18 protein-coding genes and 9 pseudogenes are annotated in these 23119 nt (G+C 47.1%); 15 read left to right on the top strand and 12 right to left on the bottom strand.

All coding sequences use genetic code 11. The features are described from left to right. The first annotated feature begins 1359 nt into the window (after positions 1-1359). Complete coding sequence (locus ACQGXV_RS12935) at positions 1360-2283, top strand: IS5 family transposase (RefSeq protein WP_440866593.1); 924 nt, start codon at positions 1360-1362, stop codon at positions 2281-2283. Positions 2284-2339: 56 nt separating this feature from the next. Here the strand turns inward: ACQGXV_RS12935 and ACQGXV_RS12930 are convergent. The 4 pseudogenes from ACQGXV_RS12930 to ACQGXV_RS12915 form a co-directional block, all read right to left on the bottom strand. Beyond that, positions 2340-2561 (bottom strand): annotated as a pseudogene (locus ACQGXV_RS12930) (transposase); the annotation flags it as partial. 60 nt (positions 2562-2621) lie between these two features. Beyond that, positions 2622-2846, bottom strand: a pseudogene (locus tag ACQGXV_RS12925) (DDE-type integrase/transposase/recombinase); the annotation flags it as partial. A gap of 177 nt (positions 2847-3023) precedes the next feature. Next, positions 3024-3329, bottom strand: a pseudogene (locus ACQGXV_RS12920) (DDE-type integrase/transposase/recombinase); the annotation flags it as partial. Positions 3330-3542: 213 nt separating this feature from the next. Next, a pseudogene (locus tag ACQGXV_RS12915) lies at positions 3543-3752 on the bottom strand (IS3 family transposase); the annotation flags it as partial. 88 nt (positions 3753-3840) lie between these two features. Here ACQGXV_RS12915 and ACQGXV_RS12910 point away from each other — a divergent pair. Together ACQGXV_RS12910 and ACQGXV_RS12905 are read left to right on the top strand one after the other, a co-directional pair. Further along, on the top strand, positions 3841-4662 hold the full coding sequence (locus tag ACQGXV_RS12910) for a transposase family protein (protein WP_440866592.1): 822 nt from the start codon (positions 3841-3843) through the stop codon (positions 4660-4662). Between the two features lie 309 nt (positions 4663-4971). After that, positions 4972-5355: an IS30 family transposase gene (locus ACQGXV_RS12905; protein ID WP_440864049.1), complete on the top strand. Its 384-nt coding sequence runs from the start codon at positions 4972-4974 to the stop codon at positions 5353-5355. Positions 5356-5397: 42 nt separating this feature from the next. Here the strand turns inward: ACQGXV_RS12905 and ACQGXV_RS12900 are convergent, their stop codons facing one another. The 5 genes and pseudogenes from ACQGXV_RS12900 to ACQGXV_RS12880 form a co-directional block, all read right to left on the bottom strand. Further along, positions 5398-6609 (bottom strand): IS256 family transposase, encoded by a 1212-nt coding sequence (locus ACQGXV_RS12900; RefSeq protein WP_440862551.1) that lies wholly within the window; start codon positions 6607-6609, stop codon positions 5398-5400. Positions 6610-6843: 234 nt separating this feature from the next. Then, positions 6844-7482 (bottom strand): annotated as a pseudogene (locus ACQGXV_RS12895) (site-specific integrase); the annotation flags it as partial. 183 nt (positions 7483-7665) lie between these two features. Then, positions 7666-8130: pseudogene (locus ACQGXV_RS12890) on the bottom strand (IS5 family transposase); the annotation flags it as partial. Positions 8131-8328: 198 nt separating this feature from the next. Beyond that, positions 8329-8766: pseudogene (locus tag ACQGXV_RS12885) on the bottom strand (IS5 family transposase); the annotation flags it as partial. A gap of 65 nt (positions 8767-8831) precedes the next feature. Then, positions 8832-9440 (bottom strand): Arm DNA-binding domain-containing protein, encoded by a 609-nt coding sequence (locus tag ACQGXV_RS12880; protein ID WP_440866591.1) that lies wholly within the window; start codon positions 9438-9440, stop codon positions 8832-8834. A 163-nt stretch (positions 9441-9603) separates the two neighbouring features. Here ACQGXV_RS12880 and ACQGXV_RS12875 point away from each other — a divergent pair, with 163 nt between their 5' ends. Both ACQGXV_RS12875 and gorA read left to right on the top strand, forming a co-directional pair. Next, a complete protein-coding gene (locus ACQGXV_RS12875) occupies positions 9604-10446 on the top strand; it encodes a 23S rRNA (adenine(2030)-N(6))-methyltransferase RlmJ (protein WP_440866590.1) in 843 nt (280 codons plus the stop codon). Between the two features lie 117 nt (positions 10447-10563). Beyond that, the gene (gene gorA / locus ACQGXV_RS12870; RefSeq protein WP_440866589.1) at positions 10564-11916 is read left to right on the top strand and encodes a glutathione-disulfide reductase; all 1353 of its coding nucleotides are present in this window, start codon (positions 10564-10566) and stop codon (positions 11914-11916) included. A gap of 574 nt (positions 11917-12490) precedes the next feature. Here the strand turns inward: gorA and ACQGXV_RS12865 are convergent. Beyond that, on the bottom strand, positions 12491-13024 hold the full coding sequence (locus ACQGXV_RS12865; protein WP_440867407.1) for an IS630 family transposase: 534 nt from the start codon (positions 13022-13024) through the stop codon (positions 12491-12493). Further along, positions 12948-13313 (bottom strand): IS630 transposase-related protein, encoded by a 366-nt coding sequence (locus tag ACQGXV_RS12860; protein ID WP_440862584.1) that lies wholly within the window; start codon positions 13311-13313, stop codon positions 12948-12950. Before ACQGXV_RS12860 ends, ACQGXV_RS12865 begins: the two co-directional genes overlap by 77 nt. 85 nt (positions 13314-13398) lie before the next feature. On the opposite strand from ACQGXV_RS12860, the gene ACQGXV_RS12855 reads away from it, so the two are divergent. The 5 genes and pseudogenes from ACQGXV_RS12855 to ACQGXV_RS12835 all read left to right on the top strand — a co-directional run bounded on the left by ACQGXV_RS12855 (position 13399) and on the right by ACQGXV_RS12835 (position 20062). Beyond that, a complete protein-coding gene (locus ACQGXV_RS12855) occupies positions 13399-14226 on the top strand; it encodes a transposase family protein (protein ID WP_440866588.1) in 828 nt (275 codons plus the stop codon). A gap of 83 nt (positions 14227-14309) precedes the next feature. Continuing rightward, positions 14310-15213: pseudogene (locus tag ACQGXV_RS12850) on the top strand (IS3 family transposase); the annotation flags it as partial. Positions 15214-15222: 9 nt separating this feature from the next. Next, complete coding sequence (locus ACQGXV_RS12845; protein ID WP_440866587.1) at positions 15223-16086, top strand: IS3 family transposase; 864 nt, start codon at positions 15223-15225, stop codon at positions 16084-16086. Between the two features lie 689 nt (positions 16087-16775). Further along, positions 16776-19373 carry a bifunctional aconitate hydratase 2/2-methylisocitrate dehydratase gene (acnB, locus tag ACQGXV_RS12840; protein WP_440867406.1) on the top strand — a complete coding sequence of 866 codons (2598 nt, stop codon included), beginning with the start codon at positions 16776-16778 and terminating at the stop codon, positions 19371-19373. A gap of 488 nt (positions 19374-19861) precedes the next feature. After that, on the top strand, positions 19862-20062 hold the full coding sequence (locus ACQGXV_RS12835) for a hypothetical protein (protein WP_440866586.1): 201 nt from the start codon (positions 19862-19864) through the stop codon (positions 20060-20062). Positions 20063-20089: 27 nt separating this feature from the next. On the opposite strand, the pseudogene ACQGXV_RS12830 reads toward ACQGXV_RS12835, so the two are convergent. Further along, positions 20090-21301, bottom strand: a pseudogene (locus tag ACQGXV_RS12830) (IS256 family transposase). Between ACQGXV_RS12830 and ACQGXV_RS12825 the strand changes: the two are divergent. From ACQGXV_RS12825 to ACQGXV_RS12805, 5 genes are all read left to right on the top strand, one after another. Then, positions 21288-21698 carry a transposase family protein gene (locus tag ACQGXV_RS12825; RefSeq protein WP_440866585.1) on the top strand — a complete coding sequence of 137 codons (411 nt, stop codon included), beginning with the start codon at positions 21288-21290 and terminating at the stop codon, positions 21696-21698. The pseudogene ACQGXV_RS12830 and the gene ACQGXV_RS12825 sit on opposite strands and share 14 nt — an antisense overlap. Before the next feature lie 183 nt (positions 21699-21881). Next, a complete protein-coding gene (locus ACQGXV_RS12820) occupies positions 21882-22025 on the top strand; it encodes a hypothetical protein (RefSeq protein WP_440866584.1) in 144 nt (47 codons plus the stop codon). Then, entirely contained in the window at positions 22026-22391 is a 366-nt protein-coding gene (locus ACQGXV_RS12815; protein ID WP_440862584.1) for an IS630 transposase-related protein, read from the top strand. Then, the gene (locus ACQGXV_RS12810) at positions 22315-22848 is read left to right on the top strand and encodes an IS630 family transposase (RefSeq protein ID WP_440867179.1); all 534 of its coding nucleotides are present in this window, start codon (positions 22315-22317) and stop codon (positions 22846-22848) included. The genes ACQGXV_RS12815 and ACQGXV_RS12810 overlap by 77 nt, the downstream gene beginning before the upstream one ends. After that, entirely contained in the window at positions 22809-23117 is a 309-nt protein-coding gene (locus tag ACQGXV_RS12805) for a transposase family protein (RefSeq protein ID WP_440866583.1), read from the top strand. Before ACQGXV_RS12810 ends, ACQGXV_RS12805 begins: the two co-directional genes overlap by 40 nt. The last annotated feature ends 2 nt before the right edge of the window (positions 23118-23119 follow it).

Below are 23119 nucleotides of genomic sequence, written 5' to 3'. Positions count from 1 at the left end.
GTGGTATATTTTTCTTTTTTTGTGTCTTAAATGAGACAGTGACCCAGTAGGATCAGACAGGTAAAATCGATTTGGTTTTGATTTTATTGAATGTAAAAATCTGTATTTTTTGACATCCGCTGATTTTTTCAGGATATAGATGAAAGTCTCGAATACCTAACCTGATATGAGCAGGTATTAAAATCAAGAATTATCTGAATTCATATGTTATTCTTCTGTGATATGGCATCACACCTTGGCTGGTGTTGTTCGTGCTGCGAATGAGCGTGTTGGCTTCTTGAGTGTCAGGAAAGCCTCGCATTAACGTTGCCCTTATCACCGGACGCCGTTGTGTTGAAGACGAAAAGAGGAAAGCCGCCCAGCAAGGCATTATTGAGATTAGGGAAAATGGGCTTTGTTGAATAATTTAACCGTTTGATTTACATCTTCTTTAGGTAGAATACATGTACAGAGACTGTATTTTGTTAGAACGACAAATCAAGTAGTTAGCACAATAAAAAGCATTACGGCTGGAAAACTTAGTTGTTGAAGTGTTATAATAATTATGTAAATCAGCATGTTAAATTATTCAACAAAGCCGGGAAAATGTTGGCGTTTTTGCTAAAGGGCGGAATGTAGTGAATGAAGCTATGTGTGTTTAGCGAATGGCATCTACTGCTCGGTATAAAAGCGGCTTACCACAACGTCGTGAAATGACGTGCCGTAAATTAGCTTTTTAACGGAGTGATAAGAACCATAGTTATATGCGATTCGAGGTTTGCCAAGGGTGGGGGATCATGTAAACGCAGTACTCTTTAGGATCATGTTTATAATAACAATGAGTGAAAGTGTCACGCGGCTTTGTTGAATAATTTAACCGTTTGATTTACATCTTCTTTAGTTAGAATGCATTTACAGAGAATGTATTTTGTTAGAACGACAAATCAAATAGTTAGCACAATAAAAAGCATTCCGAGAGGAAAAATCAGTCGTTGAAATTTTATAATGCTTATATAAATCAGTATCTTAAATTATTCAACAAAGCCCTGTAGATGTTCATTCGCATCTTTTCATGATATCGGTTTGGTTGCCCTTTGTTGGATAGGTAACTTTAGGATGATCAACGTTAAGCCTGTACGGCAAGCGGGAAAGTTAAATCTCGCGATAAATACGTAGCGGAGGGGTTATGGTAATAAATAATGTCTTGCTCTTTGGTCAAGATTCCTTTTTTTGTAAGACGTATCTGACATTTTGCTGAAAAAAACATTCAACATGTACATGTGAAAAATTATCGTCAATTTTTCGGCTTTGTTGAATAAATCGAACTTTCAGGGGATCGCCGGATCAAAGCACTATCATCGCTCCCGATAGCAGCTCCCCATGGCAAAGCAAAAGTTTAAAATCACCAACTGGCCCACCTACAACAAAGCACTCAGACAACGCGGCTCCCTGACGGTCTGGCTTGATGAGTCCGCCATCGCTGCATGGACTGACAGTGCTTCGCCTGAAGGTCGTGGTCGGCCGCTTTACTACACCGATATGGCTGTTACCACGGTTTTGATGATAAAGCGCGTGTTTAACCTGTCGCTCCGGGCATTACAGGGCTTTGTCGACTCGGTTTTTACACTGATGAGCCTGCCACTGCGCTGCCCGGACTACTCTCTGGTCAGTCGGCGGGCAAAAACCGTCAGTATCAGCATAAAAACGCCAACGCGTGGTGAAATCTCGCATCTGGTCATCGACAGTACCGGTCTGAAGGTCTTTGGCGAAGGTGAATGGAAAGTCAGGCAGCATGCGGCTGACAGACGAAGAGTGTGGCGCAAGCTTCATCTGGCAGCAGACAGTGCGACGCATGAGATTATCTGTGCCGACTTATCGCTCAGCGGAACGACAGATGCGCAGGCACTGCCGGGCCTGATTAACCAAACCCACCGAAAAATCAGGGAAGTGTCAGCAGACGGTGCTTATGACGCCCGTTACTGCCACGATGCGTTGCTAAGAAAGAAAATCAGGCCCCTTATCCCGCCGCGAAGCGGAGCCAAATACTGGCAGGACAAGTACTATGAACGTAACCATGCGGTGGCGAATCAGCGTCTGAGCGGGAGTAATGATATGTGGAAAAAGAAAGTGGGTTATCACCGGCGTTCAGTGGCAGAAACAGCGATGTTCCGCATAAAAACTTTGCTGGGTGGCCATCTGAGCCTGCGTGACTATGAGGCTCAAGTAGGTGAAGCCATAGCGATGGTCAAAGCGCTGAACCGTATGACGTTGTTGGGTATGCCACACAGCGTCAGGATAGGATAACAGGTGTAGCAGAGGGAGTCATCCTGTCGGCTAATTCTGATTTATTCAACAAAGCCGCTACGTACGCTCTTGGATGTCTTGCCATTGCGTGAGTTGCCTGAATGATTACCAGCCGGGTCATGCTTAGCATACCCAAGGTGCATCTCCATCTCAGCTTCAAGAACCCGTTCCGCCAGTCTTTTAGTCAGCACCTTGAGTAGGCCTGATTCACCCAGCAGATCCTGAGGGGAGTGACAATCTTGAAGCAGTTGGTCAATAAGTTCGTTGCTGATAGGCATTTTGTTATCCTTTGAAGGTTTTCCTCAAAATGCCATTTACACAGATTATTTTACAGTCTCGCTTTGGTAGCCAGTCGTTGGCACCCATTCAGTCTTCAGACTACGGAAGAATCGCTCCATCGGACTATTATCCCAACAATTTCCTCTGCGACTCATACTTTGGGTCATCTGATAACGCCACAATGCCTGCCTATACTGACGACTGGTGTAATGGCTTCCTTGGTCACTATGAAACATGACTTGTTTGGGATGCCCACGCAGTTCCCAAGCCATTTGTAGGGCTTTGTTGAATAATTTAAGATACTGATTTATATAAGCATTATAAAATTTCAACGACTAATTTTTCCTCTCGGAATGCTTTTTATTGTGCTAACTATTTGATTTGTCGTTCTAACAAAATACATTCTCTGTAAATGCATTCTAACTAAAGAAGATGTAAATCAAACGGTTAAATTATTCAACAAAGCCCATTTGTAGTGCTTTGGCTGTTAATTCTGAATCTGGCGAAAACGACATTGCCCAACCCACGGGTTTTCGGGCAAATAAATCTAATACCACCGCCAGATACGCCCATCGGTCGCCTGTCCAAATATAGGTTACATCGCCGCACCAAACCTGGTCAGGCTTGGTAACAGCGAACTGCCTATTGAGCAGATTTGGAATATCAATACGTTCATTTCCACCGCGGTTGTATTGATGTTTTCTTGTTTGGCAACTAACGAGGGTTAATTCTTTCATCAACTTACCCGCTAACCACCGCCCAAGTTTCACGTCGTGTGTGGCTTTGTTGAATAATTTAACCGTTTGATTTACATCTTCTTTAGTTAGAATGCATTTACAGAGAATGTATTTTGTTAGAACGACAAATCAAATAGTTAGCACAATAAAAAGCATTCCGAGAGGAAAAATTAGTCGTTGAAATTTTATAATGCTTATATAAATCAGCATGTTAAATTATTCAACAAAGCCGTCGTGTGTATTGGTAACCATCGTGGCGATAGTCCTTGCGCCCGCAGACCCGCCACTAACGTTCCACGCTTCGCTGACCAGGCTACGTTTTATCGTCCGCTCAATATCTGGCTCCTTAGGTCGACACCAATAGCGATAACTGCTTCGGTGAACATTAAAAATACGACACAACGCTTTCACTGGATAAAGCGCTCTTAGCTTTTCAACTACCGAGAATTTTTCAGTAAACTAGTTGCTGAATAGAGACTTGCATTTTTTGTCAGGCTATTGAGAATAAAAAGAGGTTTAACTTAGAGAATAAAGGTTTGAAATGAAAGAGCGGTTGTTACGAGATAATCGTTTATGTAAAGCAATCATTGGATTATCAGTCGAAGAATTGAAAAATTTAGCCGCTGAATTTTCAGCTTGTTATTTGATTTATCGGAAAAAGAATCGAAAAGATCACGAGCGGCAGATGGGTGCAGGGCAGAAAGGATTTATCCCAACCCCATTAGATAAACTGCTTTTTATTTTATTGTATTTAAAATGTTATCCGACCTATGATTTGCAAGCACTTCTTTTTGGTTTAGATAGAACACGGGTATGTCGCTGGGTAAAAATATTATTGCCGGTTTTAGAGATGACCTTGGGGCGAGAATGTGTTTTGCCCGCTCGTCAAATTCGCTCTGCTGAGGAATTTTTTCGCGCCTTTCCTGGAGTTAAAGACGTCTTTATTGATGGGACAGAGCGACCTGTCCAAAAGCCTAAGAATCTGCGTCGGCGAAAAAAAATGTATTCGGGAAAGAAAAGACAGACCACTCGAAAAGCGCTTATTATGACTGACGAAACAAGGCAAATTGGATTTATCCCCATGAGTAAAAATGGGCGCCGTCACGATAAACGCTTACTCGATAAAGTCGATATAATTCGCCATATTCCTCCTGAGGTAACCATCTGGGCAGATACCGGTTTTCAAGGTATAGATAAACAGCATCCTAATACACAAATCCCAAAAAAAGGAACTCGAAAAAGACCTTTATCGCCTGAACAAAAACAAGAAAATAAAATAATCTCGGGCATCCGTATTACAGTTGAACACGCCATCGCGGGTATCAAGCGCCTCGGTTGCATGACCCAAATTTTACGGAATTGATGATACCTTCTTACTCCTTAGCGCCGGTCTTTGGAATTTCCATCTCAGAACAGCGTAAAATTTACTTCAATCACCGAAACACCCTTATTTCACTATTAAGCAACACGCTTAGGCTTTGTTGAATAATTTAACGTTTTGATTTACAACTTCTTTAGGTGGGATGCATGTACAGAAAATGTATTTTGTTAGAGCGATAAATCAAATAGTTAGCACAATAAAAAGCATTACGGTAGTAAAATTTAGTCGTTAAAATTTTATAATACCCATTTAAATCAGTATTTTAAATTATTCAACAAAGCCACACGCTTATTGAAAACCGTCATCATTCGCAAACTGCCTAATAAGCGTGCGGAGACTGTGGTTGCTGCTTTCAGGGACATTGAAGCTAATACCTTTTGCAAGTTTAAGACCCTAACAGCTGATAACGGCCCTGAATTCGCTCTGCACGAGCAAATTACTCAAATCACAGGGGCGCAGGTCTACTTTGCCCATCCTTATCATTCCTGGGAGAGGGGCTTGAATGAGCACACCAACGGGCTGATACGACGTTTTTACCCAAAGGGAACAGACTTCAGTCAGGTCAGTCATCGTAAGATTGCCGAACTCGAACACATACTCAATACAAGGGGCAGAAAATCGCTGGGCTATCGTTCCCCCAATGAGGTATTTTTAACGCACTTACTGGTGGCATAAGCCTCGAGTCTGTAAAGAATTTTGTGTAAATGGCTCCATTGCTTAACCGGAGATTCGTTCTCCATACATCAACATGAATTGGCTCATAGCAGGTTTCCAGTCTCTGATTGGCAAGGTCCATTTAGCAGAGATATTATGCAAGGCTAGATAGAGTAATTTTATCACCGAGTCATCCGTTGGAAATATTCGTCGCGTTTTCGTTATCTTGCGCAATGAAGCATTTAACGACTCTATCGCGTTGGTGGTGTAGATAACCTTGCGGATCTCCGGCGGAAAGTCAAAAATGACGATGAGACGTTCCCAATTATTTCTCCACGACGGGCTGATCGTCGGGAACTGTTCATCCCATTTGGCCGCGAAGGCATCCAGGGCCTCTTCAGCGCCCTCTAGCGTTGCGGAACTATAGATGGTGCGCAGGTCAGCAGCAACGGCCTTACGCTCTTTCCAGCCGACGTAGCGCAGCGAGTTCCGCACCTGATGCACAATGCAGAGCTGTACCCGCGTATGCGGGTAAACAGCTTCAATGGCATCAGGAAAGCCTTTCAGGCCATCGCAGCAGGCGACGAAGATGTCCTTTAGCCCACGATTTTTCAGTTCTGTCATCACAGATAACCAGAACTTGGCCCCCTCAGTTTTGGCTATCCATAGCCCCAGCAGCTCTTTTTCGCCCTGGCCGTTGACGCCGAGGGCCAGATAAACAGACTTGTTGGCCACGGCTCCGCCGTCCTGGCTTTTGACAACAATACAGTCAAGGTAAACAATGGGATAAAGCGCATCCAGCGGCCGTTGCTGCCAGCGCTTAACTTCATCCATCACAGCATTGGTCACTTGAGAAATGAAGCCAGCGGAAACATCGACCCCGTAGACTTCTTTAAAGTGTGCCTGAATATCACGGGTTGATAACCCTCTGGAATAGAGAGAAATAATGCGGTCATCGAAGCCGTTAAGCTGTTTTTCGTGCTTACCGATCAGTGTCGGCTCGAAGGTACTGTTGCGGTCGCGCGGAATATCGAGCTCGATCTCCCCATTTTGGCTACGTACGCTCTTGGATGTCTTGCCATTGCGTGAGTTGCCTGAATGATTACCAGCCGGGTCATGCTTAGCATACCCAAGGTGCATCTCCATCTCAGCTTCAAGAACCCGTTCCGCCAGTCTTTTAGTCAGCACCTTGAGTAGGCCTGATTCACCCAGCAGATCCTGAGGGGAGTGACAATCTTGAAGCAGTTGGTCAATAAGTTCGTTGCTGATAGGCATTTTGTTATCCTTTGAAGGTTTTCCTCAAAATGCCATTTACACAGATTATTTTACAGTCTCTAAGCCTCTACCGTTTTGTTGCGTTTCGAGTGGGAATGGGGCATTCCGGCAGTTCTGTTGTAAATGAAAGCTCTTTACTCATTACGTTACCCTCAACGCCCCTAATTAACTTGCGAGCCAGGCGGGTAGGGTTTCCCGCTTTTCGGTTGGCCGACCTAGACTCGCAAGACCAGTTTAATCTCTATTCGCTACAGGTAACAGAACCACATTTTGATGATTACCCGCAAGAAGTTCTAAGCGGTCATACCACTTATTCAGTGCGTTCAGCTTTTCCGGCAGGTATAGACTACGGTTGTATACCGCCATGACGCCGCCCAACGAGTGACCAAGAAGCAATTCAACTATGTGGGGCGGTATGCCCAAATCATTCATGTCCGTTGAGAACGTGCGGCGCAGATCGTGAAGTGTCCACGGCTCAGAATGCCCCAATCGTTGATAAATCCTGCTGCCAGTGGCACTTACCGCTGTATTCTCTTTTAATTCACCAAGCAAATAGCCCGTTTTTTTATTCTGCTCTACCAATCGCTCAATCAGCGGACATATTCTATCAGGGATCGGTCTTACTATTTTTTCACCCGTCTTGCTGTGCTGTTCTGGAACAGTCCATAAACGCGATTTTAAATCCCACTCATCAATATTCGATAATCGAACCTCTACGGTACGGGAACCAAAAATCACCAGCAGATAAATAAGATTTTCATAATAGGGGGAGAAAAAATTGCTGTTTATCGCCTGTAATAACTCCGTTAGCTCCGTGTTTGAAAGAAGCCGCTTACGTCTATTTATCTTAACGCCGATATCTTGCATCGTTAAGCGGCTTTGGGCTTTGTTGAATAATTTAACATGCTGATTTACATAATTATTATAACACTTCAACAACTAAGTTTTCCAGCCGTAATGCTTTTTATTGTGCTAACTATTTGATTTGTCGTTCTAACAAAATACATTCTCTGTAAATGCATTCTAACTAAAGAAGATGTAAATCAAACGGTTAAATTATTCAACAAAGCCCGTCATACGGTTCAGCGCTTTGACCATCGCTATGGCTTCACCTACTTGAGCCTCATAGTCACGCAGGCTCAGATGGCCACCCAGCAAAGTTTTTATGCGGAACATCGCTGTTTCTGCCACTGAACGCCGGTGATAACCCACTTTCTTTTTCCACATATCATTACTCCCGCTCAGACGCTGATTCGCCACCGCATGGTTACGTTCATGGTACTTGTCCGGCCAGTATTTGGCTCCGCTTCGCGGCGGGATAAGGGGCCTGATTTTCTTTCTTAGCAACGCATCGTGGCAGTAACGGGCGTCATAAGCACCGTCTGCTGACACTTCCCTGATTTTTCGGTGGGTTTGGTTAATCAGGCACGGCAGTGCCTGCGCATCTGTCGTTCCGCTGAGCGATAAGTCGGCACAGATAATCTCATGCGTCGCACTGTCTGCTGCCAGATGAAGCTTGCGGCTTTGTTGAATAATTTAACCGTTTGATTTACATCTTCTTTAGGTAGAATGCATTTACAGAGAATGTATTTTGTTAGAACGACAAATCAAATAGTTAGCACAATAAAAAGCATTCCGAGAGGAAAAATTAGTCGTTGAAATTTTATAATGCTTATATAAATCAGTATCTTAAATTATTCAACAAAGCCGAAGCTTGCGCCACACTCTTCGTCTGTCAGCCCCATGCTGCCTGACTTTCCATTCACCTTCGCCAAAGACCTTCAGACCGGTACTGTCGATGACCAGATGCGAGATTTCACCACGCGTTGGCGTTTTTATGCTGATACTGACGGTTTTTGCCCGCCTACTGACCAGAGAGTAGTCCGGGCAGCGCAGTGGCAGGCTCATCAGTGTAAAAACCGAGTCGACAAAGCCCTGTAATGCCCGGAGCGACAGGTTAAACACGCGCTTTATCATCAAAACCGTGGTAACAGCCATATCGGTGTAGTAAAGCGGCCGACCACGACCTTCAGGCGAAGAACTGTCAGTCCATGCAGCGATGGCCGACTCATCAAGCCAGACCGTCAGGGAGCCGCGTTGTCTGAGTGCTTTGTTGTAGGTGGGCCAGTTGGTGATTTTAAACTTTTGCTTTGCCATGGGGAGCTGCTATCGGGAGCGATGATAGTGCTTTGATCCGGCGATCCCCTGAAAGTTCGATTTATTCAACAAAGCCTCGTTAAGCCATCGAGAGCGTGGCACACAGCAAAGCGACGCACACAGCAAAATTTAAACGCCTGCTGTGACATTTGCAGCAGCATCCCAGCAACGCTAGGTGCTTTCTTTTTCGCTCTTGTAAGGCAGGTTAGCCAATGGTGTGTTTCACAGTCTGAAAGTGCCATATCACCGATAAACGGAAACACATGGTTATTAAACCGTTCCCGATACCGGGCATCATTAACAAGGTTTCCATCTACGTATTCAGCCAGCCAGTAATCTATCGCATCTTTCACTGTAACGGGTTTGAGCGTGGTTTCGCGGTCAAGTTTCATCATTCTTTGTGGATCGCGCCCTTCTGCCAGCCATCGGCGGCACTGGTCACGCATTTCACGAGCCTTCGCCAGAGTCATCTCTGGATATCTGCCAATCTTGGCCCTGGATATTGGAGACTCTCGCCCACCCAGACGATATTGGAAATACAAACTGATCACGCCACTCGTACTAATCCGTACTATCAACCCACCCCCGTCAGATAGGATTGATTCTTTATCCCTTGGCGCTGCAAAAAGGGCTTTTAACTTTTTATCAGTGAATCGGTTTATACTGGATGCCATAGCTGCGTTCTCTGTTTCCACGTACATCACCACGTACATCACAGGTTAACGCAAAAGCGGCAAAACAGCAAAAAAATACTGGAAAAATAAACAGTATAAAATTTTGTTAACTTGCTGATTTTTTTATATTAAATGAAAAAGAATACGGAAACAAAAAAACACTATGTTGAGTTATCGCCACAGTTTCCATGCCGGCAACCATACCGACGTACTGAAGCACACCGTTCAGAGCCTGATCATTACTGCGCTCAAAGAAAAAGAGAAACCGTTTCTGTATCTGGATACCCATGCAGGGGCCGGGCGTTATCAGCTTAGCGGTGAACATGCGGAGCGCACCGGGGAGTATCTGGAGGGTATTGCCAAACTGTGGCAGCGGGACGACATTCCCGAAGCGTTGACCCCTTACCTGAATGCGGTTAAAGCCTACAACAGTAACGGTACGCTACGTTTCTACCCCGGTTCGCCGCTGATAGCGCGCCAACTGCTGCGCGAGCAGGACAGTATTCACCTGACGGAGTTGCACCCGAGCGACTTCCCGTTGCTGCGCGGTGAGTTTCAACGTGATTCGCGAGCTAAAGTGGTGCGTGAAGATGGCTATCAGCAGTTGAAATCCCAATTGCCACCCGCCTCTCGCCGTGGATTTATCCTGATAGACCCTCCCTACGAATTAAAAACCGACTATCAGGCAGTGGTCAAAGGGATTCAGGAAAGTTACAAACGTTTTGCCACCGGCGTGTACGCGCTGTGGTATCCTGTGGTATTACGCCAACAAATCAAACGTATGCTCAAAGATCTGGAAGCCACTGGTATCCGTAATATTCTGCAAATTGAACTGGCAATGCTGCCTGACAGCGATCGCTATGGCATGACGGCGTCAGGCATGATTGTCATCAACCCGCCGTGGAAACTGCACGCGCAAATGCAAACGCTGCTGCCGTGGTTGCACGGCGTGCTTGCGCATAATGGCACTGGGCATACGCTGATTGAGCAAGTGGTGCCAGAATAACCTGAGAGGTTTTACCTGTTGCACCCATCGGCAAAACCAACGTTAACGGTTTTGCCGCAGACCGGGTTCAGGGGTTACACTGCGTTTTATTCTCTTCACTTAACCATGGATCTTCTCATGACAAAGCATTATGACTATCTCGCCATCGGTGGCGGCAGTGGCGGTATTGCGTCCATTAACCGTGCGGCAATGTATGGGCAAAAATGTGCGTTGATTGAAGCAAAGTATCTGGGCGGTACCTGCGTTAATGTCGGCTGCGTACCGAAAAAGGTCATGTGGCACGCGGCGCAGATTGCCGAAGCGATCCATCTGTATGGGCCAGACTATGGTTTTGATACCACCGTTAATGCCTTTAACTGGGATGTCCTGGTGAAGAACCGCAGTGCCTATATCGATCGCATTCATCAGTCCTACAACAATGTGCTGGGCAAAAACAAGGTGGACGTTATCCACGGTTTTGCGCGTTTTGTCGATGCGCATACCATTGAAGTGAATGGCGAAACCATTACTGCCGACCATATTGTGATCGCAACGGGAGGCCGGCCGACGCGTCCTTCGATTCCCGGGGCTGAGTACGGTATCGATTCCGACGGTTTTTTTGCGCTTGACGGTTTGCCAAAGCGCACGGCAATTGTCGGTGCGGGCTATATCGCCGTTGAGATCGCCGGTGTTGTGAACGCGCTCGGTTCCGAAACCCATCTGTTTGTGCGCAAGCACGCGCCGTTGCGCGGCTTTGACCCGCTGATCTTCACTACGCTGGTGGAGGTGATGAAGGCAGAAGGGCCGATGCTGCATACCGAATCCTCGCCGCAGTCCGTGGAGAAAAACGCCGATGGTAGCCTGACTCTGCATCTGATCAACGGTGAATCTTATACCGTGGATTGCCTGATTTGGGCGATTGGCCGTGAGCCAGCAACCGATAACCTCAATATTGAAGCCGCGGGTGTCATCAAAGACGAGCGTGGTTTTATCAAGGTGGATAAATACCAAAACACCAACGTGCCGGGGGTTTATGCGGTGGGCGGCAACACTGGCGCCGTCGAACTGACGCCAGTGGCTGTTGCGGCGGGGCGCCGCCTCTCAGAACGGCTGTTTAACAACAAGCCGGAAGAGCATCTGGATTACACCAATATTCCCACCGTGGTGTTCAGCCATCCGCCGATTGGCACTGTCGGGTTGACCGAACCGCAAGCGCGGGAAAAATTCGGTGATGATCAGGTTAACGTTTACACCTCTTCTTTCACCGCGATGTATACCGCCGTAACGCAGCACCACCAACCGTGCCGCATGAAGCTGGTGTGTGTCGGACCGGAAGAGAAGATCGTGGGTATACATGGCATCGGTTTTGGCATGGATGAAATGCTACAAGGCTTTGCCGTGGCGGTGAAAATGGGCGCGACCAAACGCGACTTCGACAATACCGTGGCGATTCACCCGACCGCGTCGGAAGAGTTTGTGACGATGCGCTAAGGCTGCTGCCTAACCGCTTCTCCAATGCCCTAAAAGAAGCTCAATCGCGAGCTTCTTTTTTATTGGTGGCACTCTACGGTTTACGGCCTCGACGCTTCAGCGCGATAAGCGAGCAGAAATATCGTGATGGCGCGAGAGACCGCCTCTTCAACGCCTAGGAATTTCAAACTTTTTGGGGCCCCTGATTTCGGGGGCTGGCAACGATGAAAACCGGCTTTTTTATCGTGAATGCCTCTGTGTTTGGGTGATTTTTGAACACATTGCGCGTTTTTTGATTACATCGCCAAATTCCAGGCAGAGTTTCCCCGCATTATCCAACGTAACGCATTCGTGCTATCTCCCCGGCGTTCGCGATTAGCTTCTCCAGTGCCGTTGCCGGCAGCGCCCGGCTGAACGCCATTTTTGCCCCGCACAGCAGGCAGGCAAACGGGTCTGTATTCAGTAAACCAGTTGCTGAATAGAGACTTGCATTTTTTGTCAGGCTATTGAGAATAAAAAGAGGTTTAACTTAGAGAATAAAGGTTTGAAATGATCAACAAAGAGCGGTTGTTATAGCCAAGCGACTTAATTTTGATTACACCATATGGACTGAGAACAAACTCTCTGTATCGCAACCCATCTCTCTTTTTTTGCTTTTTGCTTGTGCCCATTTATGCTCAATTGGGTTAAGATCTGGCGAATATGTAGGCAAATACTCCACCATATACCCTGCATCGATGATGACTTGTTGAATATTATGTTTTTTGTGAAAAATGGCATTGTCCATCATGATTACACTGTTTTTAGGGAGTACTGGGATAAGGACTTGTGTGACCCAGGCATAGAAAACATCGCTGTTAATATTGATATCAAATAATCCGATAGCAAACAGCGTTGTGCCTAATAAAGCGCCGATAACATTTGTTCTTCCCCTAGCTCCCCAGTTCTTCAGGCCAAAACACCGTTGACCTTTTGGGGAATAGCCGTGAGTCCGTGGGGCATCGTGTGAAAAACCACTTTCATCAATAAAAACAATAGGTTTACCTTCTTTTTCATACTGTTGTTTTTTTTGTTGAAATCCCTGCCGGGCGTTTTCGTCGGCTTTCGGATGACGTAGAGTTTTTTTTATAGGTCAATCCCAGCTTTTTAAGCGCTTGCCAAATGGCCTTCTGACAAACGCCAAAACGCTCTGCACGTTCTTTTTGGTAAGCATCTGGATATTGTTCAACATCTTTTATCAACTCGGATTTATCGATCTTTCGCTGACGCGTGGTCGATGCTTTTGACTCTATTTGATTAATCCAACGCGATACAGAGGCAGGGCCAATCCGAAATTGCTTCGCTGTTTCTCGGATACTCAACCCTTCGTTTTTCCGTGTAGATATCACTTTACGTCTAAAATCAATTGAATAGCTCATTTAAATAATGTAATCAAAATTAAGTCGTTTAGCTATACGAGATAATCGTTTATGTAAAGCAATCATTGGATTATCAGTCGAAGAATTGAAAAATTTAGCCGCTGAATTTTCAGCTTGTTATTTGATTTATCGGAAAAAGAATCGAAAAGATCACGAGCGGCAGATGGGTGCAGGGCAGAAAGGATTTATCCCAACCCCATTAGATAAACTGCTTTTTATTTTATTGTATTTAAAATGTTATCCGACCTATGATTTGCAAGCACTTCTTTTTGGTTTAGATAGAACACGGGTATGTCGCTGGGTAAAAATATTATTGCCGGTTTTAGAGATGACCTTGGGGCGAGAATGTGTTTTGCCCGCTCGTCAAATTAGCTCTGCTGAGGAATTTTTTCGCGCCTTTCCTGGAGTTAAAGACGTCTTTATTGATGGGACAGAGCGACCTGTCCAAAAGCCTAAGAATCTGCGTCGGCGAAAAAAAATGTATTCGGGAAAGAAAAGACAGACCACTCGAAAAGGGCTTATTATGACTGACGAAACAAGGCAAATTGGATTTATCCCCATGAGCAAAAATGGGCGCCGTCACGATAAACGCTTACTCGATAAAGTCGATATAATTCGCCATATTCCTCCTGAGGTAACCATCTGGGCAGATACCGGTTTTCAAGGTATAGATAAACAGCATCCTAATACACAAATCCCAAAAAAAGGAACTCGAAAAAGACCTTTATCGCCTGAACAAAAACAAGAAAATAAAATAATCTCGGGCATCCGTATTACAGTTGAACACGCCATCGCGGGTATCAAGCGCCTCGGTTGCATGACCCAAATTTTACGGAATCGTAGACCCTTTATTGATGATACCTTCTTACTCCTTAGCGCCGGTCTTTGGAATTTCCATCTCAGAACAGCGTAAAATTTACTTCAATCACCGAAACACCCTTATTTCACTATTAAGCAACACGCTTAGTGAAAGCGTTGTGTCGTATTTTTAATGTTCACCGAAGCAGTTATCGCTATTGGTGTCGACCTAAGGAGCCAGATATTGAGCGGACGATAAAACGTAGCCTGGTCAGCGAAGCGTGGAACGTTAGTGGCGGGTCTGCGGGCGCAAGGACTATCGCCACGATGGTTATAGCCAACCGACTTAAAAATGATTACATCCTATGCCCTGATATGCGGCAAAGAAGCATAGCTGGCTGTTATCAAAATAATGTCGCTTGGCTATACCAATACACACGACGTGAAACTTGGGCGGTGGTTAGCGGGTAAGTTGATGAAAGAATTAACCCTCGTTAGTTGCCAAACAAGAAAACATCAATACAACCGCGGTGGAAATGAACGTATTGATATTACAAATCTGCTCAATAGGCAGTTCGCTGTTACCAAGCCTGACCAGGTTTGGTGCGGCGATGTAACCTATATTTGGACAGGCGACCGATGGGCGTATCTGGCGGTGGTATTAGATTTATTTGCCCGAAAACCCGTGTGTTGGGCAATGTCGTTTTCGCCAGATTCAGAATTAACAGCCAAAGCACTACAAATGGCTTGGGAACTGCGTGGGCATCCCAAACAAGTCATGTTTCATAGTGACCAAGGAAGCCATTACACCAGTCGTCAGTATAGGCAGGCATTGTGGCGTTATCAGATGACCCAAAGTATGAGTCGCAGAGGAAATTGTTGGGATAATAGTCCGATGGAGCGATTCTTCCGTAGTCTGAAGACTGAATGGGTGCCAACGACTGGCTACCAAAGCTTTAGTACTGCTCAATCATCCATTATTCGCTACATAACCCATTATTATAGCGATGTCAGACCTCACTGGTATAACGGTGGGTTAACACCAAATGAATCAGAACGGCTGTTCCATCAACAGTCAGGTAGGGTGGCCAAATTTAGTTGACCACTACACGTGAGATACCGGTTCATTCTCGACAATGCCACTGACTTCAGCGTTCGTACACTCTGTCGGGTCATGCGTGTGACGGCCTCTGCCTGGTATGCATGGCGAAAAAAGCCCGCCGAACCGCTGCAAAAAGACGTGGAGGTCCGGGTCAGGTTAAAGGCGCTGTTCGCCGCCAGCAGGCAGGGAGCAGGAAGCCGGACGCTGGTCAAAAGGCTTCGTGGAGAAGGCATCATAATCAGCCGCTGGCGGGTGAGGAAACTCATGCAGGAAGAGGGGCTGGTCTGCCGACAGCGCCGGACTTATAAGGTCACGACAAAACCCCGCCCGGGTGCAGAGGTGGCCCCAAACCTGCTGAACCAGAATTTTAACCCTCCGGGGCCAAATCAGGTGTGGGCGAGTGACATCACGTATCTGAAGACCGGTGAAGGCTGGCTGTATCTGGCGGCTATTATGGATTTGTACTCCCGGCAGATAGTGGGCTGGCAGGTGGACAGACGGATGACCTCATCGCTGGTCTGCGGGGCCCTGATGAAGGCATATAACCTGCGAACTCCCCCGCCGGGCCTGGTGGTGCATACGGACAGGGGGGCGCAGTACACGGGACAACGCTTTCAGGCGCTGCTGAGCAGCTACAGGCTGAGGAGCAGTATGGGAGACGTGGGTGCCTGCTGGGATAATGCGGTGATGGAGCGCTTCTGGGGCAGTCTGAAACATGAATGGTTGCTGCTGGTACCCCAGCCAACACGGGCTTACATGGAGCAGGATGTGGCGACGTATATCCGCTACTACAACCTAGACAGGCATCATGCCGCTAACGGGGATCTGTCTCCGGTGCGTTATGAACAAATGGCTGAGAAAAAAGTGTCCTGATTTACTTGACCAGTGCACCATTTTCCCCCAGAGTTCATCGCTGATCTGCCACTTATAGCTTACCATATTTCCCTCAGAAATTGCCATTACTTATTAACTGACAATTCCTTTTGGGATGGGTTCTAAGGGCGGAGAGCGTAAACCACGCCACACCTCCCCACAGCAAAAGAAACAGCGTCAACACCATCAGCAACACCTTTCTGATGGTCATATTGCGTAAAAAAGACATGATGATACCTATCCATTTTCCAACCCCTGGTGATGTTAAGCTACGGCAAGATACGGGAATTCTTACATACGTCTTTTTTATAGGTCGAGGGCAATATAACAAACTGAAATTGTTGAAAGTTACCCAATGTAAACCCCAATCGCGCGCAGGGGATATGTCGATAAGGGGCGCACGTGGTATGCTCAAGTAAAAAACGTTTATTCCCATCATGGTTTTCAGGGCGTGTTACTTTGCGCGGCCAGGCAATACTGCGTTATTTATGTTGCTTTTATGTAAATGGAATTAACAAAACGTTCAAAAATTGATATACTGGAGTGCATGACGATCTTACTGCCGGGTACGCCACCCTACATTTTCACAGGCGGAGGACACATCGCCTGACGCGTAACCGGGTATGGACATCACCACCGGGAGCGAGAGCGCCGTACATAACGAAGACAATGAGAGCGAGGAGAGAATCGTGCTAGAAGAATATCGCAAGCACGTGGCCGACCGGGCTGCACAGGGCATCGTACCCAAGCCGTTAGACGCTTCACAGATGGCAGCGCTGGTCGATGCGCTGAAGAAACCGCCTGTTGGCGAAGAAGAGGCGTTGCTGGATCTGCTGGTAAACCGCGTACCGCCGGGCGTTGATGAAGCCGCCTATGTAAAAGCCGGTTTTCTGGCGGCTGTCGCGAAAGGAGAAGCACATTCTCCGTTGGTCAGCCCGGAAAAAGCCGTTGAACTGCTTGGCACCATGCAAGGCGGTTATAACATTCATCCGCTGATTGACGCGCTGGACAATGAGACGCTGTCTCCCATCGCTGCTGATGCGCTGTCGCATACGCTGCTGATGTTCGATAACTTCTACGATGTAGAAGAGAAGGCCAAAGCTGGCAACGTGCACGCTAAACGCGTGGTGCAATCCTGGGCTGATGCCGACTGGTTCCTGTCTCGCCCCAAACTGGCGGAGAAAATTACCGTCACCGTTTTTAAAGTCACCGGCGAAACCAATACCGATGACCTCTCTCCGGCACCTGATGCCTGGTCTCGCCCGGATATCCCGTTACATGCGTTGGCGATGTTGAAAAATGCCCGCGATGGCATTACGCCGGATCAACCCGGCGCTGTTGGCCCGATCAAACAGATCGAAGCGCTCAGCCAGAAAGGGTACCCGTTGGCCTACGTGGGGGATGTGGTGGGCACCGGTTCTTCGCGTAAATCCGCTACCAACTCGGTGCTGTGGTTTATGGGCGACGATATTCCCCATGTACCGAACAAACGCGGTGGTGGCGTGGTGCTGGGCGGCAAAATCGCGCCTATTTTCTTCAACACCATGGAAGATGAGGGCGCATTGCCGATCGAAGTCGATGTGAACGAATTAAACATGGGCGATGTGATCGACATCTACCCCTACAAAGGGGAAATTCGCCTGCACGACAGCGATACCGTGTTGGCAACGTTTGCGCTGAAAACTGACGTACTGCTTGATGAAGTGCGGGCGGGTGGGCGTATTCCTCTGATCATTGGTCGCGGTCTGACCACTAAAGCACGTGAAGCGCTGGGATTGCCAGCGAGTGATATCTTCAGCCAGGCGAAGGATGTGGCGCAGAGTACGCGCGGCTTCTCGCTGGCGCAGAAGATGGTGGGGAGCGCCTGTGGCGTTGCCGGGATTCGTCCCGATCAGTATTGCGAACCCAAGATGACCTCCGTCGGTTCTCAGGACACCACCGGTCCGATGACCCGTGACGAACTGAAAGATCTGGCTTGCCTTGGCTTCTCTGCCGACCTGGTGATGCAGTCATTCTGCCACACGGCCGCCTATCCGAAGCCCGTTGACGTCACCACGCATCATACGCTGCCGGACTTTATCATGAACCGTGGCGGTGTCTCCCTGCGCCCGGGCGATGGCGTTATCCACTCCTGGCTCAACCGCATGTTGTTGCCGGATATGGTAGGCACCGGCGGTGACTCCCATACCCGTTTCCCTATCGGTATCTCCTTCCCGGCGGGCTCCGGGCTGGTGGCGTTTGCTGCCGCTACGGGCGTGATGCCGCTGGATATGCCGGAGTCGGTGCTGGTACGCTTTAAAGGCAAGATGCAACCGGGGATTACCCTGCGCGATCTGGTGCATGCAATCCCCCTGTACGCCATTAAACAGGGGCTGCTGACCGTAGAGAAGAAAGGCAAGAAGAACATTTTCTCTGGCCGCATTCTGGAAATCGAAGGGTTACCCGACCTGAAGGTGGAGCAGGCGTTTGAACTGACCGATGCGTCAGCAGAGCGTTCTGCCGCCGGGTGTACCATCAAGCTGGATAAAGCCCCGATCATCGAGTACCTGAATTCTAATATCGTGCTGCTCAAGTGGATGATCGCCGAAGGTTACGGCGATCGGCGTACGCTGGAGCGTCGCGTGCAGGGCATGGAAAAATGGCTGGCCGATCCGCAACTGCTGGAAGCCGATCCCGATGCGGAATATGCCGCGGTGATCGATATCGATCTGGCGGATATCAAAGAGCCGATTCTGTGTGCGCCGAACGATCCGGACGATGCGCGCTGGCTGTCGGATGTGCAGGGTGAGAAGATTGACGAGGTGTTTATCGGCTCCTGCATGACCAACATCGGTCACTTCCGTGCGGCGGGTAAACTGCTGGATCAGCATAAAGGCCAACTGCCGACGCGTCTGTGGGTTGCGCCGCCGACCAAGATGGATGCCGCGCAACTGACAGAAGAGGGCTACTACAGCGTGTTTGGCAAGAGCGGCGCGCGCGTAGAAATCCCAGGCTGCTCGTTGTGTATGGGTAACCAGGCGCGCGTAGCCGATGGCGCAACGGTGGTGTCGACTTCTACCCGTAACTTCCCGAACCGCTTGGGCACTGGCGCTAATGTCTATCTGGCGTCTGCGGAGCTGGCGGCGGTGGCGTCACTGCTGGGTAAACTGCCGACGCCTGACGAATATCTCGCCGCGATGGCCCAGGTGGATAAAACCGCGCAGGATACTTATCGCTACCTGAATTTTGATCGATTAGATCAGTATACGGCGAAAGCGGACGGGGTGATTTTCCAAAGCGCTGTCTGATTTCTGTGTGTGATAAATACGACAAGAGTCCATGATGATATGGGCTCTTTTTTTTGTCCGATCGCCGTTGAGCACGCAGGTAGGCTTCTGCATGGCCGATGCAACGCTTAAACAACGTGTCCAGCATGCGTTTATCCTCCGGTGTCATTGACGGTGTCATCTCAGGGCGCTCAAGGGTATTGGTGATGCGGTTGAACATGGTGGCTATGCCAACTGTTCTTCCCTTTGAATCCTCATAAATACGGTCGTCTCTCGGCGAGACGCCGCCCGTGGCTACGCCAGGTATATCCATATTGTGGCTCCATCTCGTATTTCGTGTCTGGCGAGCGTAAAGGATTCCTTTTTTCAGCCGGGGCAAGCGGCTGACGCATTGTAACAGTATTTATTGTTGGTTTCTTTCAGAAAACTAGTTGCTGAATAGAGACTTGCATTTTTTGTCAGGCTATTGAGAATAAAAAGAGGTTTAACTTAGAGAATAAAGGTTTGAAATGATCAACAAAGAGCGGTTGTTACGAGATAATCGTTTATGTAAAGCAATCATTGGATTATCAGTCGAAGAATTGAAAAATTTAGCCGCTGAATTTTCAGCTTGTTATTTGATTTATCGGAAAAAGAATCGAAAAGATCACGAGCGGCAGATGGGTGCAGGGCAGAAAGGATTTATCCCAACCCCATTAGAGAGTCTGTAAAGAATTTTGTGTAAATGGCTCCATTGCTTAACCGGAGATTCGTTCTCCATACATCAACATGAATTGGCTCATAGCAGGTTTCCAGTCTCTGATTGGCAAGGTCCATTTAGCAGAGATATTATGCAAGGCTAGATAGAGTAATTTTATCACCGAGTCATCCGTTGGAAATATTCGTCGCGTTTTCGTTATCTTGCGCAATGAAGCATTTAACGACTCTATCGCGTTGGTGGTGTAGATAACCTTGCGGATCTCCGGCGGAAAGTCAAAAATGACGATGAGACGTTCCCAATTATTTCTCCACGACGGGCTGATCGTCGGGAACTGTTCATCCCATTTGGCCGCGAAGGCATCCAGGGCCTCTTCAGCGCCCTCTAGCGTTGCGGAACTATAGATGGTGCGCAGGTCAGCAGCAACGGCCTTACGCTCTTTCCAGCCGACGTAGCGCAGCGAGTTCCGCACCTGATGCACAATGCAGAGCTGTACCCGCGTATGCGGGTAAACAGCTTCAATGGCATCAGGAAAGCCTTTCAGGCCATCGCAGCAGGCGACGAAGATGTCCTTTAGCCCACGATTTTTCAGTTCTGTCATCACAGATAACCAGAACTTGGCCCCCTCAGTTTTGGCTATCCATAGCCCCAGCAGCTCTTTTTCGCCCTGGCCGTTGACGCCGAGGGCCAGATAAACAGACTTGTTGGCCACGGCTCCGCCGTCCTGGCTTTTGACAACAATACAGTCAAGGTAAACAATGGGATAAAGCGCATCCAGCGGCCGTTGCTGCCAGCGCTTAACTTCATCCATCACAGCATTGGTCACTTGAGAAATGAAGCCAGCGGAAACATCGACCCCGTAGACTTATTTAAAGTGTGCCTGAATATCACGGGTTGATAACCCTCTGGAATAGAGAGAAATAATGCGGTCATCGAAGCCGTTAAGCTGTTTTTCGTGCTTACCGATCAGTGTCGGCTCGAAGGTACTGTTGCGGTCGCGCGGAATATCGAGCTCGATCTCCCCATTTTGGCTACGTACGCTCTTGGATGTCTTGCCATTGCGTGAGTTGCCTGAATGATTACCAGCCGGGTCATGCTTAGCATACCCAAGGTGCATCTCCATCTCAGCTTCAAGAACCCGTTCCGCCAGTCTTTTAGTCAGCACCTTGAGTAGGCCTGATTCACCCAGCAGATCCTGAGGGGAGTGACAATCTTGAAGCAGTTGGTCAATAAGTTCGTTGCTGATAGGCATTTTGTTATCCTTTGAAGGTTTTCCTCAAAATGCCATTTACACAGATTATTTTACAGTCTCTTATCCGACCTATGATTTGCAAGGACTTCTTTTTGGTTTAGATAGAACACGGGTATGTCGCTGGGTAAAAATATTATTGCCGGTTTTAGAGATGACCTTGGGGCGAGAATGTGTTTTGCCCGCTCGTCAAATTCGCTCTGCTGAGGAATTTTTTCGCGCCTTTCCTGGAGTTAAAGACGTCTTTATTGATGGGACAGAGCGACCTGTCCAAAAGCCTAAGAATCTGCGTCGGCGAAAAAAAATGTATTCGGGAAAGAAAAGACAGACCACTCGAAAAGGGCTTATTATGACTGACGAAACAAGGCAAATTGGATTTATCCCCGGCTTTGTTGAATAATTTAAGATACTGATTTATATAAGCATTATAAAATTTCAACGACTAATTTTTCCTCTCGGAATGCTTTTTATTGTGCTAACTATTTGATTTGTCGTTCTAACAAAATACATTCTCTGTAAATGCATTCTAACTAAAGAAGATGTAAATCAAACGGTTAAATTATTCAACAAAGCCTTTATCCCCATGAGCAAAAATGGGCGCCGTCACGATAAACGCTTACTCGATAAAGTCGATATAATTCGCCATATTCCTCCTGAGGTAACCATCTGGGCAGATACCGGTTTTCAAGGTATAGCTAAACGACTTAATTTTGATTACATTATTTAAATGAGCTATTCAATTGATTTTAGACGTAAAGTGATATCTACACGGAAAAACGAAGGGTTGAGTATCCGAGAAACAGCGAAGCAATTTCGGATTGGCCCTGCCTCTGTATCGCGTTGGATTAATCAAATAGAGTCAAAAGCATCGACCACGCGTCAGCGAAAGATCGATAAATCCGAGTTGATAAAAGATGTTGAACAATATCCAGATGCTTACCAAAAAGAACGTGCAGAGCGTTTTGGCGTTTGTCAGAAGGCCATTTGGCAAGCGCTTAAAAAGCTGGGATTGACCTATAAAAAAAACTCTACGTCATCCGAAAGCCGACGAAAACGCCCGGCAGGGATTTCAACAAAAAAAACAACAGTATGAAAAAGAAGGTAAACCTATTGTTTTTATTGATGAAAGTGGTTTTTCACACGATACCCCACGGACTCACGGCTATTCCCCAAAAGGTCAACGGTGTTTTGGCCTGAAGAACTGGGGAGCTAGGGGAAGAACAAATGTTATCGGCGCTTTATTAGGCACAACGCTGTTTGCTATCGGATTATTTGATATCAATATTAACAGCGATGTTTTCTATGCCTGGGTCACACAAGTCCTTATCCCAGTACTCCCTAAAAACAGTGTAATCATGATGGACAATGCCACTTTTCACAAAAAACATAATATTCAACAAGTCATCATCGATGCAGGGTATATGGTGGAGTATTTGCCTACATATTCGCCAGATCTTAACCCAATTGAGCATAAATGGGCACAAGCAAAAAGCAAAAAAAGAGAGATGGGTTGCGATACAGAGAGTTTGTTCTCAGTCCATATGGTGTAATCAAAATTAAGTCGCTTGGCTATATAGATAAACAGCATCCTAATACACAAATCCCAAAAAAAGGAACTCGAAAAAGACCTTTATCGCCTGAACAAAAACAAGAAAATAAAATAATCTCGGGCATCCGTATTACAGTTGAACACGCCATCGCGGGTATCAAGCGCCTCGGTTGCATGACCCAAATTTTACGGAATCGTAGACCCTTTATTGATGATACCTTCTTACTCCTTAGCGCCGGTCTTTGGAATTTCCATCTCAGAACAGCGTAAAA

The organism is Symbiopectobacterium purcellii, from assembly GCF_052050035.1.
Classification (GTDB): Bacteria; Pseudomonadota; Gammaproteobacteria; order Enterobacterales; family Enterobacteriaceae; genus Symbiopectobacterium; species Symbiopectobacterium purcellii_A.
The sequence above is the reverse complement of the archived record's forward strand: the minus strand, read 5'-3'. Positions and strand labels throughout refer to the sequence as shown.

Excerpts from the sequence above, each read along its gene's own strand:
- ACQGXV_RS12910 (WP_440866592.1), top strand. The coding sequence starts at position 3,841 with ATGAAAGAGCGGTTGTTACGAGATAATCGTTTATGTAAAGCAATCATT.
- ACQGXV_RS12875 (WP_440866590.1), top strand. The coding sequence starts at position 9,604 with ATGTTGAGTTATCGCCACAGTTTCCATGCCGGCAACCATACCGACGTA.
- gorA (WP_440866589.1), top strand. The coding sequence starts at position 10,564 with ATGACAAAGCATTATGACTATCTCGCCATCGGTGGCGGCAGTGGCGGT.
- ACQGXV_RS12860 (WP_440862584.1), bottom strand. The coding sequence starts at position 13,313 with ATGAGCTATTCAATTGATTTTAGACGTAAAGTGATATCTACACGGAAA.
- ACQGXV_RS12815 (WP_440862584.1), top strand. The coding sequence starts at position 22,026 with ATGAGCTATTCAATTGATTTTAGACGTAAAGTGATATCTACACGGAAA.
- ACQGXV_RS12935 (WP_440866593.1), top strand. The coding sequence starts at position 1,360 with ATGGCAAAGCAAAAGTTTAAAATCACCAACTGGCCCACCTACAACAAA.
- ACQGXV_RS12820 (WP_440866584.1), top strand. The coding sequence starts at position 21,882 with ATGAGCAAAAATGGGCGCCGTCACGATAAACGCTTACTCGATAAAGTC.
- ACQGXV_RS12880 (WP_440866591.1), bottom strand. The coding sequence starts at position 9,440 with ATGGCATCCAGTATAAACCGATTCACTGATAAAAAGTTAAAAGCCCTT.
- ACQGXV_RS12900 (WP_440862551.1), bottom strand. The coding sequence starts at position 6,609 with ATGCCTATCAGCAACGAACTTATTGACCAACTGCTTCAAGATTGTCAC.
- ACQGXV_RS12835 (WP_440866586.1), top strand. The coding sequence starts at position 19,862 with ATGATCAACAAAGAGCGGTTGTTACGAGATAATCGTTTATGTAAAGCA.